The organism is Planktotalea arctica, assembly GCF_002105285.1.
Taxonomy (GTDB): Bacteria; Pseudomonadota; Alphaproteobacteria; order Rhodobacterales; family Rhodobacteraceae; genus Planktotalea; species Planktotalea arctica.
Genome location: NZ_MUHR01000035.1, coordinates 14453 through 29884 on the forward strand (window position 1 = coordinate 14453; position 15432 = coordinate 29884).

11 protein-coding genes are annotated in these 15432 nt (G+C 53.2%); 9 read left to right on the forward strand and 2 right to left on the reverse strand.

The genetic code is table 11. The annotated features are described in order from the left end of the window. Positions 1 to 101: 101 nt before the first annotated feature. From B9P63_RS18615 to B9P63_RS18640, 6 genes are read left to right on the forward strand one after another with little or no spacing between them, the layout of a single operon-like run. Positions 102 to 917, forward strand: coding sequence for a GntR family transcriptional regulator (locus B9P63_RS18615; RefSeq protein WP_085311628.1), 816 nt, complete (start codon positions 102 to 104; stop codon positions 915 to 917). After that, entirely contained in the window at positions 914 to 2296 is a 1383-nt protein-coding gene (gene leuC / locus B9P63_RS18620) for a 3-isopropylmalate dehydratase large subunit (protein ID WP_085311630.1), read from the forward strand. Before B9P63_RS18615 ends, leuC begins: the two co-directional genes overlap by 4 nt. After that, the gene (gene leuD / locus B9P63_RS18625; protein WP_085311632.1) at positions 2293 to 2880 is read left to right on the forward strand and encodes a 3-isopropylmalate dehydratase small subunit; all 588 of its coding nucleotides are present in this window, start codon (positions 2293 to 2295) and stop codon (positions 2878 to 2880) included. The genes leuC and leuD overlap by 4 nt, the downstream gene beginning before the upstream one ends. A gap of 49 nt (positions 2881 to 2929) precedes the next feature. Beyond that, positions 2930 to 3928, forward strand: coding sequence for a TRAP transporter substrate-binding protein DctP (gene dctP / locus B9P63_RS18630; protein WP_085311650.1), 999 nt, complete (start codon positions 2930 to 2932; stop codon positions 3926 to 3928). A gap of 55 nt (positions 3929 to 3983) precedes the next feature. Next, positions 3984 to 4490, forward strand: a complete 507-nt coding sequence (locus tag B9P63_RS18635) for a TRAP transporter small permease (RefSeq protein ID WP_085311634.1) — start codon at positions 3984 to 3986, stop codon at positions 4488 to 4490. Beyond that, positions 4490 to 5797 carry a TRAP transporter large permease gene (locus tag B9P63_RS18640; RefSeq protein WP_085311636.1) on the forward strand — a complete coding sequence of 436 codons (1308 nt, stop codon included), beginning with the start codon at positions 4490 to 4492 and terminating at the stop codon, positions 5795 to 5797. Before B9P63_RS18635 ends, B9P63_RS18640 begins: the two co-directional genes overlap by 1 nt. A gap of 98 nt (positions 5798 to 5895) precedes the next feature. On the opposite strand, the gene B9P63_RS18645 is transcribed toward B9P63_RS18640, so the two are convergent. Then, a complete protein-coding gene (locus B9P63_RS18645; RefSeq protein WP_139816298.1) occupies positions 5896 to 6183 on the reverse strand; it encodes a type 2 periplasmic-binding domain-containing protein in 288 nt (95 codons plus the stop codon). 1053 nt (positions 6184 to 7236) lie between these two features. On the opposite strand from B9P63_RS18645, the gene B9P63_RS18655 reads away from it, so the two are divergent. Further along, the gene (locus tag B9P63_RS18655; protein WP_085311642.1) at positions 7237 to 8913 is read left to right on the forward strand and encodes a beta strand repeat-containing protein; all 1677 of its coding nucleotides are present in this window, start codon (positions 7237 to 7239) and stop codon (positions 8911 to 8913) included. Positions 8914 to 9333: 420 nt separating this feature from the next. Next, the gene (locus B9P63_RS18660; RefSeq protein WP_085311644.1) at positions 9334 to 10440 is read left to right on the forward strand and encodes a Hint domain-containing protein; all 1107 of its coding nucleotides are present in this window, start codon (positions 9334 to 9336) and stop codon (positions 10438 to 10440) included. A 567-nt stretch (positions 10441 to 11007) separates the two neighbouring features. Here B9P63_RS18660 and B9P63_RS18665 read toward each other — a convergent pair. Then, a complete protein-coding gene (locus tag B9P63_RS18665) occupies positions 11008 to 11424 on the reverse strand; it encodes a hypothetical protein (protein WP_139816299.1) in 417 nt (138 codons plus the stop codon). Between B9P63_RS18665 and B9P63_RS18670 the strand changes: the two genes are divergently transcribed. After that, the coding region (locus B9P63_RS18670) for a beta strand repeat-containing protein (protein WP_139816300.1) at positions 11396 to 15432 on the forward strand (4037 nt) is incomplete at its 3' end. The two genes, B9P63_RS18665 and B9P63_RS18670, sit on opposite strands and share 29 nt — an antisense overlap.

Consider the following 15432-nt stretch of genomic DNA (forward strand, 5'->3'; position numbering starts at 1 on the left):
GACGACTTGGATAGAACAAATATTTTAGTAGTTGTAGTACAGTTTTCTTGCATTTGTAAAAATCACCGTTAAGCTCAATCTGCAAAGGAGAGCAAATCACGATGCGTGCAAAGCTTGTCGATCCAGCTGTAAGCGGCCTCCCGGAGGGAGGAAAGGCGCGCCGCGTCTACTTGCAACTGCTTGATGGAATCACCCGGGGTATTTACCCTGATGGCACTGCTCTTCCGGCGGAGCAGAAGCTGTGCGTCGAACTGAATGTCTCTCGGGTTACCTTGCGCCGGGCATTGGATGCATTGAACGGCGAGGGGCTGATCGAGCGCCGTGCCGGGGCTGGAACGTGGGTGCGCGCCCCGAAGTTGAAGCCATCAATGGCGGCAGATTTCACTACTTTGATGCCTCAGGTGGTCCAAATGGGTCATGAAACGACGGCGCGGTTGCTGTCGTTCAGCTACGGGGCACCGCCTGCAACTGTTGCGGAGGCGATGAAGATATCCCTCACGGCGCACGTGCAGACTGCTGTGCGTTTGCGCCTGATTGAGGGGCAGCCGTTCTCGCATCTCACGACATATGTACCAGAGCATATCGCGCAGAATTATTCTGAGTCAGAGCTCGCAACCTCTCCTTTGTTCCGCCTGCTTGAGAGGTCTGGCGTCGAAGTCGAGACCGCGGATCAAAGTGTGAGTGCGACGCTGGCCTCTCCTGATGTGGCGGGGCATTTGGGGCTAAGTATCGGTGCGCCGCTGCTGACGCTCAACCGTGTCGTGCGCGATGCGCAAGGGCGCGGCGTTGAATATCTTGCGGCACTCTACCGTCCTGACATGTTCAAGCTGGAAATGAGCCTGAGCCGTGTCGGTGCTGGCGACGCGCGCCATTGGGAGCCTGTGGTCAACCCGACGCGGGCGGAGACGGCGAAATGAGCGCTGCTCTGACCTTGATGGACAAATTGTGGGACGCGCATGAAGTGTTGTGCCGCGAGGATGGCACTTCTCTTCTCTGGGTGGACAGGCATCTGGTGCACGAAGGATCGCACCATGCCTTTGCCAAGCTCGCTGCGCGAAACATGAACGTGGCAGAGCCTGAACTCACTTTCGGTGTTGTAGATCATTATGCACCAACACGCGCCGGCGATGTTGCGCCCGATATTCGCCGGATGATCAAGACGCTGGGCGATAATGCGCGGGACGCCGGGATCAGATTGTTTGATCTGCATGATCCCGAGCAGGGCATCGTTCACGTAATCGGGCCTGAGCAGGGGCTGACATTGCCGGGTCTGCTTATAAATTGTGGTGACAGTCATACGTCGACCCATGGCGCGTTCGGGGCACTGGCCTTTGGCGTGGGGGCGACAGAAGTGGCGCATATCCTGGCAGTACAGACCGTTTGGCAAAAGCGGCCCAAGAAGATGCGGATCACCTTTGACGGCGTGCTTGGTGCGGGCGTCACCGCGAAAGATATGGCGCTCCATTGGATTGCAGCGCTTGGTGCGGACGGCGCCCAAGGGTTTGCCGTGGAATATGCAGGCGATGCGGTGCGTGCGCTGAGCATGGAAGGGCGCATGACCTTGTGCAATCTAAGCATTGAGGGGGGCGCGCGGATGGGCATGGTTGCGCCTGATGACGTGACATTCGCATATTTGAGAGGCCGCTCTTTTGGGCCGCCTGATGCGGATTGGAATGACGCGATCGCTGATTGGCGCAAGCTGCATTCAGACGTTGATGCTGTCTTTGACCGCGAAGTGCGGATTGACGCATCAACCATCGCACCCACTGTGACATGGGGCACCTCGCCAGAGGATGCTTTGCCGATTTCAGGTCATGTACCGCACGCTGACGATGCAGAAAACATTCAGGCGACGCTAGAGTATATGGGGCTTGATGCGGGCATGGCCCTAAGCAGTATTGCTGTTGATCAGGTCTTTATCGGGTCTTGCACAAACGGGCGCATTGAAGATTTGCGGATGGCAGCCAAAGTGCTGGAAGGCAGGCGTGCCGTTGTGCCGGGGCTTGTCTCGCCTGGGTCAGCCAAGGTCAAAAAGCAGGCAGAAGACGAAGGCCTTGCACTGGTATTTATGCAGGCAGGGCTGGAATGGGCCGGCGCTGGCTGCTCGATGTGCGTGGGGATGAACGGCGATCTGGTCGAGCCAGGCAAACGCTGTGCCTCCTCAACCAACCGTAATTTCAAAGGGCGGCAAGGACGCGGTGCGCGCACTCATTTGATGAGCCCTGCCATGGTTGCCGCAGCAGCGGTAACGGGCCATTTAACCGATGTGCGCCCCTTGCTGGAGGGGCGGCTATGAGCGGCTGGCAGACATTGACAGGCAGCGCGGTTGCTTTGCCGCACTCCAACATAGACACCGATCAACTTATCCCTGCGCGGTTCATGTCACAGCCGCGTGGCGCCGGTTATGGCAGCTTCTTGCTCCACGATCTGCGTGGGGCGCAGGAGGGACATCTGCTGGACCAGTACAGGCCAAAGGTACTGGTTGCTGGGCGGAATTTCGGCAGTGGCAGCAGCCGTGAGGCAGCGGTTTATGCACTGGTGGACTATGGCATCAAGGCTGTTTTCGCCCCGAGTTTTGGCGATATCTTTGCGGGCAATGCGGTCAACAATGGCCTTCTTGCGGCGCAAATTGATGATGGTGTGTTGGCGATGTTGATTGCCACAATGGCAGACACCGCAGGTGGGGCGTATGTTGATCTCACCACGGGCTGCGCGCGCATTGCAGGGCATGACATCGGTTTTGACCTTGATCCAGTGCGCCGCCAGAAATTGATAAACGGGTGGGATGATATCGATCTGACCGCTCAATATTCCGAGGAAATAAAGACGTTTCGCGCTGCGCGTTTTGCGGCGCACCCGTGGGCACTGCCTACTACGTAAACAACCATCAATGGCGCAAAATGCGCCGCTCAACAGGGAGAAAGACCAAATGAAACATACACTTCTCGGCGGTATCCTTGCCACGACAGCACTGGTCGGTACAGCATATGCACAAGAGACAATAACAGCCGTTCACGCGTTTCCTGAATCGCTCATCTACACCAAATCCTTCCTTGAGTTTGTCGATAAGGTGAACACAGCGGGCGAGGGTGTCGTACAGATCGAAGTGCGCGGTGGACCAGAGGCGATTGGCATGTTCCAACAGCCTGATGCGGTGCGCTCTGGCGTGGTCGATATGGTATACACACCCGGTAGTTTTTATGCGGGGGCTTTGCCCGAAAAAGACGCGCTTGTGACTTCGAACAAGGTCGCTTCTGAAGCCCGTGCAAATGGCGGGATTGAGTTGATCGACCAGATTCACCAAGAGAAAATGGGTGTAAAATACCTCGGCTGGTTCGACAGTGGCGTCTGCTATAACCTGTGGACGCGCGATGAGCCGACGCTGGATGATGGTGGCAATCTGGATGTCTCAGGCCTCAAACTGCGTGGCAATGCGGTCTATAACGCCTTCTTCTCTGACTATCTGGGCGCTCAGGTCATCGACTTGCCCACGACAGAGGTCTACTCCGCGCTGGAGCGCGGCATCGTGGATGCGACAGGTTGGACGCAGATCGGTTTGATTGATCTCAAATGGAATGAGTTTCTGAACTACCGGATTGAACCGTGCTTTTTCTCCACCGACCTTGGCACCATTGTAAACTTGGAAAAGTGGAACAGCCTTTCCGAGGAGGCTCGTACCATCGTGCAAGATGTTGCAATCGCCCATGAGGCGGAGTCAGCTGCCAAACTTGGCGCAGTACGTGACGAGGATTTCGCAGCACTAGAGGCCGCAGGTATGGAAGTTGTCACCCTTGAGGGCGCGGCAGCGGAAGCCTACCTCGAGGCGGCTGTGTCCAATACATGGGACCGCATGAAGTCGTTGATGGAAGAAAGCCCGCAGGGCGCCGATAACTTCGACAAGCTGATTGAGCTTTTCTACACCAAGTAAAACCAAGGCGTGCCGGGGGATTTCTTCGGCACGCATTTTATATCAGGGGTACGCAATGAACGTGATCGGCAGGCTCTATCTATGGGTGCTATACGCAATGGCGGGCATTGCGGGGGCGATGTTGATCTGGTTGATGATCTCTGTCGTGACCTCGGTCATGATGCGCAATTTGGGTCTACAGCCCTTTGCGTGGCTGTTTACCTCATCTGAGTATGCGATCCTGTATATGACAATGCTGGGTGCGCCTTGGTTGGTGCGTGAAAAGGGGCATGTGCATATTGAACTTGTCACCGCCGCATTGCCGCCACCCGCGCGCCGCGTCGTAAGCCGCAGTGTCGCCGCCGCTTGCGTCGCCGTCTGTGCCTTGTTGGCATGGAAAGGGGGCGAATTGATGCTAACCAATATTGCGCGCAATGATCTGGACGTACGCGCCTATTATTTTCCCAAATGGATCCTTACAGCAGCTTTCCCGATCAGCTTTGGGCTGATGGCGATGGAATTTAGCCGCTTTGTCTTTGGCTCCGACCTTATGCACTCCGGCGAAGCAGGAATTCACGAATAATGGAATGGTTTGAAGCGCTTGGCCTGCTCATAGGCTCTATTCTGGTGCTGATGGCCATTGGTATGCCGGTCGCACTGGCGTTTTTGGCGGCCAATATCATTGGCGCATGGCTGTTTATGGGCGGTGCGCGGGGCGTGACCTTGATGCTGAATAACGGCTTTGGCAGCCTCACGAATTTTGCGCTGGTGCCGATCCCGCTTTTCTTGCTGATGGGTGAAATTTTCTTTCACACCGGCCTTGGGGCGCGGATGTTCAACGCGATCGACAAGTTGTTGGGACGGCTGTCAGGGCGGCTAAGCTATGTGACGGTGTTGGGTGGAACCGCGTTTTCGACGCTGTCGGGATCCTCGATGGGGTCTACAGCGTTGCTTGGCTCGCTCATGGTGCCGGAAATGACGGACCGAGGGTACAAAAAGAAGATGTCGATTGGCCCGATCCTTGGCACGGGCGGCTTGGCGATCATCATACCACCCTCTGCGCTGGCGGTGTTGCTGGCAACTTTGGCGCGTGTGGACGTGGGTGCACTGCTAATAGCGGGGATTATTCCCGGCCTTATTTTGGCGAGCTTTTACATCGCGACGATCTTTATACAGACAAAGATCGATCCAGATGCTGCACCGGCCTATGACGTGGAAACGCTTGGATTGGGTCAGAAATTGTCGCTGCTATTCAGAGACATTCTGCCAATGCTGTCGGTTATGGTGATGATCGTGTTCGGTATGGTGGGTGGGCTGATCACACCATCCGAAGCAGCGGCATTTGGCGCACTTGGGGTGCTTTTGCTGGCGGTCGTCTTTCGCTGTCTCACGTGGGAGGCGATGAAGCGCTCTGTCATTGGTGCGCTGCGGGTGAGCTTGATGGCCTATCTCATCGTCTTTGGCTCTGCCACATTCAGCCAGTTGTTGGCATTTTCTGGTGCAAGCTCTGGTTTGATCCGCTGGGCAACGTCCTTTGATCTGGCCCCCATTGCGATGCTCTTGGCAATGTTCGCGGTGCTGCTGCTGCTCGGCATGTTTATGGAACAAATCTCCATGATGCTGCTGACTGTGCCGATCTTCTTTCCATTGGCGGTAACGCTGGGGTTTGATCCAATTTGGTTTGCGTTGATCATCCTTCTCGCGCTCGAGATAAGTTTTACCACGCCACCCTTTGGATTATTGTTGTTTGTGATGAAGGGGGTTGCCCCCAAGGATACCACGATGCGCGAGATTTACGCCGCCGCGATCCCCTATATCGGGTGTTCAATGCTGCTGGTTCTCTTGCTGATCCTGTTCCCACAGTTGGCGTTGTGGCTACCCAGTTTGTAGCAGGTAGAAGTTGCTGAATTCTTACGGCTTGCCGTGGATGTTATTGGCAATCCAATGCGGAAGGGCGCGTTCACCCGCTTTGACGTGGGCGCGCTCTTTCAAGCGCGCTGAGCGGCTTGGTTCTTTTGGTTTTCGGGATCCTCCTTGGCAGCCCCGATCAACCAGCTGCGGAATTTACCTGCGTCGGGGTGATCTTGGCCGGCTTCCGGCGCGATGAGGTAGAAAGCTTCGGAAAGTGGTGCCCGCAAGTCAAACGGACAGACCAGACGAGCGCGCTCAATTTCAGGGGCAAGCATTGAAGACCGCGCAAGCGCGATGCCACCGCCCCGTGCTGCAAACTCAAAGGTAATGAAGCGAGGTGTCAAATTGCAGCCCTTGGCCTGCATTGACACAGCTTGCCCTGGCATGCCTGGATTATCCGTTGCCTAAAGGTGGTGATTGGAATTTTGCAGAATATGTCAAGTGGGGACTGGAGAATGAAGCTTGCACAGCGACATTAACAGCGAACTCGATTCGGTCAGGTGGCTTGGATCAAGGCATGCGCGATGACTGTAGGCGAGCTCTATCCTGGCTACTGCAAGTTGGATTGTTATTTGATGTTTGCCATGTCGTGATGGATTAATGAGGACAGGTCTGTGGGGCAAGGACATCTTTTTTCGGGCATATCCGTAATATCACTTACTATAAAATTAAACATAGTATAACCTACAGCCTAATTTGGCTGCATTTTGGACTTCTTTGTCTAATTGCCGGCCTTGCGCTAGCTTATCAGAGGTCTCGCTCAGGTTCGCTCACATTCAATTGTGTCGAGACTGCACGCGTAAACTTCTAATCATTATGGTTGAACTATGCTTAGATGTTATATCTTACGGTGTCAAGAATATCTTTCGAAGCATATGGGCTGCGCTTTGGTGTTGGTGGCAGCCATGGGTTTGTCACTGCCACATGCCGTATCGGCGCAGCAAGCCCCTGTAGCAGAGCAAGTCGCTGAGCCCTTAGCTGGGGTGAATCAGCTTACGCAAACAGCAGTCCAGCTGGGTGTGTTGACATGTGCGGCGCGGGTCCAGCAGGTCACTTCCTTCCTAGGAGTTACACCGGACACAAGGGCTTCCTTGCGCCGACCAGCGTCTCCGCCTGACATCAATAGCTTTTCTATTGCGATGATGGTGCAGGCTGATGGAATTCCCGGGCTCGGGACGGCTGATTTTTATCCGGTGCAAGGCGGGTGCAAGGCAACCTACAACCTAACTCTCACTTATCCGCAATCATGTGACGATTTACGCTCCTCCAGCTTTGCGTCGCTTAGCGAAGAGCCTGAATTATCTAATAGCATCAGAGTATTGTCTGGGGCACCTAATCTTCGGGTCGTCTTAATAGACGCCGGTGAAGAGTGTACCGCCGTCAAAACCGAAACACTAGAATAGTACCAAAGGCAAAACATGCAGCTTAAAACTTTCTTATTATTAACATCTTGCGGGACAGCTATGGCGTCTGCGGTGATGGGAAGTGACGCGACCACCTCGACGACGTCAAGTGGCTCGACGGTCGTTTCTATCAATGGTGTAACTAACACCACGGTTGTGCTTACTAACTGGACAGGAACCACTACAGTCACGGGAGCAATACCCACATCAGTTACAAGCAACGTAACCGCGACATCCCTTAACACATCTGGTAGCGGAGCGACCAGCTTAGGTAACGCGAGCGGTGTCACCTCGATAAATGGTTCCGCGGTAAACATAAGTGGCCCTACGTCTGTGCAATCTACCCTTGGTGTTACCGGTGCCACGACGCTTAACGATAGGGCTACGATTACCAGCGGTGGCCTTGACGTCACGGGTGACACGATCCTGAACAACAGTCTTGAAGTTACCAGTGGTGCGACCCTTAGGTCTACGCTGGATGTGGACGGCGCCACGACGCTTAACGATAGGGCTACGATTACCAGCGGTGGCCTTGACGTCACGGGTGACACGATCCTGAACAACAGTCTTGAGGTTACCAGTGGTGCGACCCTTAGGTCTACGCTGGATGTGGACGGCGCCACGACGCTTAATCAAACCTCGATTACAGGTGCCACGTCGATTGTTGGGGCAACAACGATCAACACAACGGGCAGTGCCGCAACTACCATTGGCACAGGTACAGGCAATACAGTTCTAGGCGCTGCCAATAACACTGCATCATTGCTTAGCAGCACCATTAACATTGGGACCGGAAGCTATCAGACAGATGTCGCGATCGGCTCTAGTCAAAGCGCAACGAGCATTGCATTAAATGCTGGGAGCTCTGGCATTCAACTCCTTGATGGCCAGACCAGCATTAACACGCTAAGCGGCTCGTCCAACACCAGCATCGGGGCTGCCGGCAACACCAGTTCAATACTCAGCACCAATATTTCTTTAGGAAATGCTACGACGGCGACCAACGTCTTTGTTGGTACAGGAACTGCAGCGAACACTGTATCAGTGGGCAATTCTGTCAACGGAACGGTGGTGAACGTTGCGGCTGGAAATTCCGCGATGGATCTGGAAAATGGCTCAATTCGCAACAAAGTCTCCTCTTCCAGAGGGGTTTCCGGCGAAAGTGTTATTGCCGACAACGGTTCACGGCGCTTAGTCGCCAACGATAACGGCGTGATAACTGAAGTAACAGCGGCAGATACAACGTCTGGTGCTTCTGCCGCGGTGGTTGTTACGAACAGCAATGACAAGGTCCATGGCCTTGTTGTGCAGGAAACCAAAACTACGCTTACGGGTGGCAACAGCAACTCAGCCAGTATGACGCTGGATGATAGTGGTGCAACTTTCTCCAATCCTGCGACCGGTCGACCTGTGCAGGTGCACGGGGTCGCCAACGGAACTGAGCCTTTTGATGCGGTCAACGTGCGGCAACTTTACAGCGGTTTAGCGACTGTTTTGGCGGCGTCCCCTGAACTTAATCTTCAGCCTGGCCAGTCCGGTTTTGGTATCGGCTACGGAGCATATGGTGGATATGGCGCGATTGGCATCGGTATTGGACATATGTCCGCCTCCGGTGTGGTCTTAAAAGGCAGCGTCTCCAAGGGCACCCATAGCGAGTTGGCTGTCAGCACGAGCATTTCCTGGACTTGGTAGAGTGTCCGGTGGACTTGTCCTGGCCGTTTGGTGGAAGATACACTTTGTTTGCATGCCTAGGTTGATAATCTGCGATAACTATGTGAGCCCGCCCAATTCCCTAAGGGTGGTGTTAAACCACCTCAGGAGAGCGGCCCACACCTAGTGCTAAAGCGCCAAACGCGAGTGCAAATAGCTTCCGCCAACGTTTGAGGTGGCGTGCGCATCAAGCCGTTTTACGAAATCGAAGCGTAGAAAATATGCTGGATGAGAGTATTTTTGAGACCGTGGTTGAAATGCGCAAGTTCTTGTTATCAGTTACATAATGATAGAACTTTGGCCAAAGTATGTACTATATTTTTTGGTGGTGTGGGCCTTTGTGAGATGAGCAATCAGTAGGCAAGATCACGACACAAACAATACAAAAAGGGAACATCTTCGATGGCAGTAACGACACATTCTATGCTCTACTTCGGTCGTCTTGCAGTGATCGACACTGACGAGTCGGCGGTCGGCTATGAAGGCGCATTTGACCTCAGAGGCACAACGACTCAATCTCCCGATTTGCAAGTTATGGTTGTGACGATAGACGACATATATAGTGACGACAAAATAACGGCGGACGACAATGCAGCCTCTGTGCGAGATGAAGTGTCCTACGATCTGGATGGGACGTCCTACACATCCGAAGTTGACGCGAGCTTTCGTGTATCACTATCCGTCACATTTTCTGATGGAAGCGCAGTCAGCTTTAACGATTTTGCCATTCAAATGCCGAACGGGGACACATTTCTTACTCTTCTTTATTCTGATAATGCCGCTCTGCTCGACGGCAAAAATATTTCCGAAATTACATTCACAAGTGTGAACAGAACTGAGTATGCTCTGAATATTTCCAGTTTTAATGACGTTAATTCAAGTGTCGTCTGCTTCAATCAGGGCAGCTTAATCGAAACCGCCGAGGGACCAGTTCGCGTAGAAGACTTGAAACCTGGCGTTCTCGTGAAAACGTACAAAAATGGTCTTCAGCCCCTTCGCGCGGTTCTGAAAAGAAAAATCAGCCAGGACGAGCTTCAGAATAATGAAAAACTTCGGCCAGTGAGGATTGGTGAAGGCTCTTTAGGGAATGAGCTGCCGACACAAGACCTAATTGTCTCTCGACAGCACCGGATGCTTGTCCAGTCCCCAATATGCAAACGCATGTTCGGTCAGGTGGACGCCTTGGTCTCTGGGATACGATTGACGAAGCTTCCGGGAATAGATGTCGATTATAAAATAGATGTCGTCGTGTACTATCATCTGGTGTTTGATAATCACGAGATTGTTACGGCCAATGGGGCACTTTCTGAAAGTTTTTACCCTGGCCCAATGGCCCTTAAAGCTCTGGCACCAGAAGCTTATGATGAAATTGTGTTAATATTTCCTGACCTGAAAAACGACAAGTTTGCGTTAAAATCAGGGGCGCTTATTCCAACGCATAAGCAACAAGCTGCTCTTATATCGCGGCACCTCAAGAACAAAAAAGCTATTCAAGTTGGTCGAATTTAACCGAAGACGCGCGATTTCAAAGGCGCGCCTGCTCATCACGAGAGTTTGTGGGTCTCAGAGTAATAGTCCTTGGTTTTATTTCGGGAACTCTAGTCGTGTGTGGAGTAGTATAAATTCCTCAAGTACGCGCGCTGCGTGGTAAGCGCCCAAGTGCTAGGCCCCGTTGATCCTGGCCATGTCAGTCCATCGCATGCAATACAGCTGGCTGGCATACGTATTTGAGTGCCGATGCTAAAGCGAGCGGGCACAGGCCGATTAAGACAGGCCAAAAAGCCACACTATCTTAAGCGGAAACTCGCAGCTTTAGATAGAATGCACACTTCAATTTTGTTTGTTATTTCAAACACAAAGAGCAGCTTGGCGGCTTGGGGTAGCGCCAGATAATTGGAGAGCAATGCGACGAAAAGTTGAAATAAGACAAGAAAAAAGCCAGATCAATCCGACCATCATTACCATGTTTCACGGTAAGAGAGTCGAATTATCTGGCCCTAGAGCGTTTGACCGCCGCGTGAGTGCTGCGGAAGCGTTCTGTCGTGTTTTGTCGCTCGGGAACGTTGTGTTTCCCGTTCAGCTCAAGTTCTCAAGAAAGCTGACAGGTCGGACGGTGATCAGGGCAAGCCAGCCGCAATCGCCAGGCGTGCTGCCGACATTGTCAAAATCATCTCCAGAAGAGACGTGCTTCGTGCCTTGCGTTTCTCCAGCGGTCGCTGCGTCAGCGACGAATGCCAGTGCCTTGAAGGGCCGCGTGCGGGGGCATCCAAGGCTAAACGCAAACGCCGCGGGGTCGCACGACACCCGCACCTCAAGAATTCTCAACAAGCGCAGGGCTTTAAGTGAGCCTGCGTGCAACGATCTCAAAGATATCACCGCGCCATTTTTGGTGGAGCGCGGCCCCGAAACAAATAACTGCGGCACTGCCAGCGGTTTCCAGAACAAAAAAATAAGGTAGACGAGCATGAAAGATTTCAACAACAGCGCATCCAATGCAGGTCTTAGCATCGTAGCGATCGACGCGCTTGTGAACACATCGGCGTCCAAAGCCTACATCATCGAAAATCATGCAGCAGACGTGCTGCCAATTGGCGTTCAAAGTGCGAGCTATCAGGGGCAGGACGCGGCATTCATTCGGGTTGCTGTTGATGATGCCGAGCTTGAGGCCTACGCCGCCTCCTCTGGCGGTGCTATTGAGGTTGTTGAGCTCCCTGACACAGCCGCCGCCCGAGCGAAATTTTTGGCGCAGTGGGCAAAGAAAGCTGCCACCAAGAATAAAAATGCCTTGTTGCCGCTGCTGTTGTTGCCACTTGCTGCTTGCGGCGTTAGCGATACAGATCTGAGCCTTGAGGGTGTGGTGTCTGCTGCTGAGTTGATTGCGCTGGATGCAGCGGCGACTGGCGTTATCGACGCAGCGGAAATCACAACCCTGACGGGCCTGGCTGCGGACGTTAACACTGTGCTGACGTCTGCTGGGCTTACCGGCCTTGGCGGCGAAGCTGTCACGCTGAGCGACGTAGTGCTTGATGCGGAGACATTGAACACGCTGGACGGTAATACGACTGGTGCGATTGATGCATCTACAATTACAACTCTGACGGGCCTGGCAGCGGACGTTAACACTGCGTTGACGTCTGCCGGGTTCACCGGCCTTGGCGGCGAAGCTGTCACTCTGAGTGATGTAGTGCTTGCTGCGACGACATTGAACACGTTGGACGGCAATACGACTGGCGTGATTGATGCGTCTACTATTACAACCCTGACGGGTTTGACCGTGGATCTTAACACTGCGTTTGCTTCTGCCGGGCTCACCGGCCTTGGCGGCGAAGCTGTCACGCTGAGCGATGTAGTGCTTGATGCGGAGGCATTGAACACGCTGGACGGTAATACGACTGGCGTGATTGATGCGTCTACGATTACAACCCTGACGGGCAGTGCCGCAGAAATTATTGCGATCCTGAACAGCGGGACATCGATAGCTGCAAACATAAATTTTGTAATTGATGAAGACGCGTCAGCCGCAGACATCCAGACCATCGCGGCGGCAACCACAGGGTCTTTAACGGCCACTTTGGCAAGCGGCTCAACGCTAATCGATCTTTCCTCAGCCACATCCTCTGCGATGTCACTCACCGTTAATGGCGATGGGGTCACGTTCCTTAGCACTTCTGATTTTGGCGGTGCAGCTGTGACAGTGACTGGTACAGGCAAAGCGTCTTTCCAGGAGGGCGTTAACCTTGTCGGAACTACGTTTGACGTCGAAGCCGATGCTTTGCTTGAGTTGACAGTAAGCCAAATAGACACGGTCAGCCAAAGTGGCACCATTACGGGCGCTGGCGATGTTCAAGTTATTATTGCTGATCCTGACGGTGCGGGAGCAGTAGCCGACAGCATCAATGCATTGATAAATGTTGATCTGGAAGGTGGAACCTTGACGTTCGACCTTCTGGACGACCTTGATACGCTCGTTCTCAAAGCGGGCAGCTCCATCGATCTTGGTGGTGGTGATCTGGTCATCGATGACGGTACCGTAGATATTCTGACAAACGCCGCTGACTTCTTGAACGTTGGAAGTGTGATCGTGAACTCGGGATTGACGCTTTCTGTGTCGCAGTTGCAGCAGTTGAGCGGCAAGGTGGAGACGCAGGGTGAGGGCCGTTTGGATGTAAAGGTCACCTCTGCCGAAGATGTAGCTGCGCTGGAAAGCATTGTTGGCAGTCTTGTGACCGCTGGATCGGTCCCTCAGATCTCGGTCGGGGTGAGCGCTTCTGTCACTGATACGGATCTGCAAACAGCTATTGATAGTGAGCTTGACTCCGATTTTGCGACGGCGATTTCTGCAGCAACTGGTGCGAATATTCCGGTCACGAACAGTCAGAATGTGGCGCTTAATGTTGGTCCTACGTTGAGCCTTGATACGGGTTCCGATACCGGAGCCATTGATGGCCGGAGTGCGGTTGATATTCCAGTGATTAACGTCGTATTGCCGTTCGATGGATCGGGTTCTTTGGTGCAGGACGGTGACGAACTTGTCATTTATGTCGGTGGAACTGAAGTACACCGCGACGCCCTTGCCGGAGGTGCCTCTAATACGGCAGTAACACTTGCTCTTGGCGATATTGTCGAGGGTTCAAATCTGATTAGTGCTGCAATTGTGCGTGGCGAAACTTCCGTTGTTTCGAACGAAATGCGCTACATCCTCGATACTATTGCGCCTTTGGCACCTACGGTGGTTGGAATTAACACTATTTCTGACGGCGTCATGAATGCGGCAGACGCTGACGGCGTTTTCATTCGAGTGAATTTGCCTGATGGTGCGGCTAAAGGCGGCACTATGACGCTTAAGCTTGGGACGGAGATCTTTGGATCGGCTAGTGTTGGTGCTTCCCAGCTAAGTGACGGGTACGTTGACTTTTTCGCGACTCAAACGACGCTCGGTAGCGATGGGGTAAAAACGTTCACTGCAGTACTGACCGATGCGGTTGGCAACGTCGGCACTGCTTCTGAATCTTTTGTGCTGACGCTTGATACCACTGCGGCAGCTCCGGGCATAAACACGGTTGCCGAGAACGACGTTATCAATATCGGTGAAGAAACATCGATTATAAGCGGAACCACTGAAGCGGGATCAAGCGTCTCAGTGGTGTTTGGATCAGTTACCAAAGCGGCAACCGTGGATGGAACATCATGGTCTTACCAGCTGACGACAGACGACATTGCGGCAATGGGGCAGGGCGCAGAGACTATTGCTGTGACCCAGACCGATGCGGCGGGTAACGTCAGCACATCAGCGCAGAAAACGATCTCAATAGATACCGTGGCTTCTTTGACACTCACGGCGACCCTAGACGCAGATTCTGGCACTGTGACATTCTCCGGGACGTCTAGCGGTGCGCTCGCCATAGCCTTCGAAAACGGCACTGCCACCTTCACGCAGGGTAGTGCAACCGCGTCAACTACGATTACTGCTGCTGATTTGCAGGCGCTCACCCTAACATTTGCTGAAACCACTGATTCAGCTGTGACGCTTGACCTGACAGGGTCAGGTGTGCCTGGCGAATTCGTCTTGCAAACTTCGTTTCTTGATGAGATCACACTGACAGGTGAGCTTGGTGACGTCTCCGTTGTACGCCTGCAGGTGACCGATTCAGACGTAAATTCTCAGGAACTGGTCAGCTTCAAGATCGACACCTCCGGTGTAACAGGCTCGTCCGCTCAGCTAATTTTTGATCTTCCAGAGTCTGCAGAGGGCAGTTCAAACCCGCTGGATAATGATACAATTATATTGTCTGCTGACAGCGTTATCTCGTCAGTTTTCTCAACCGTTTCTGTAGACGATGGTGCCCTTGATGCAACTGCCAGCGACAGTATCCTTGTAGGTGGTCAGAACATAACAATCGCCTCCACGCTTACTATATTGGCGTCAGACCTCGCGGCAGAAGGGTCTGTGTCCAGCATTGATGAAAGCGGCACAATCGTTGTGGTTGTCGACTCCGAAGCCGAGCTTAGTGCACTTTATGATTTGTTGTCTCCGAACGGGGTGCCGACAGAAACATTTAAAATCATTGGTGCACAACTTGTCGTACGCGTTGATGGTGATAGTGGGACTTCCACCTATTATTCAGCCGATACCGAAGATGGAGCGATCTATTCTACGACAGACACGGCAGATTTCCCTGGAACGGAGATCGCAGATCCGTCGCTAGTCGTTCTTGATGTTGCTCTAACCTCTAACGATCAGCCGTCTCTTTCACTGCTTGATCTCGCAGTAGCCATCGATCCTGTTGTATTCCCAGGTATTCCGACGCTGACGCAGATGGTGGATGATCTGCAGACGGATGTTGATGCTGCGGTTTCGGACATTGCGACGAACCTCGCATCGATCGGGACACTTCAGACGAACCTTGATGTTGTTGAAGCACTTGTTGGTTCGACGTCTGTTGCGTCACAGATCGCGTCGGCACAAACGACGTTGCAAGCTGCGATCACGACAGTTGCGAC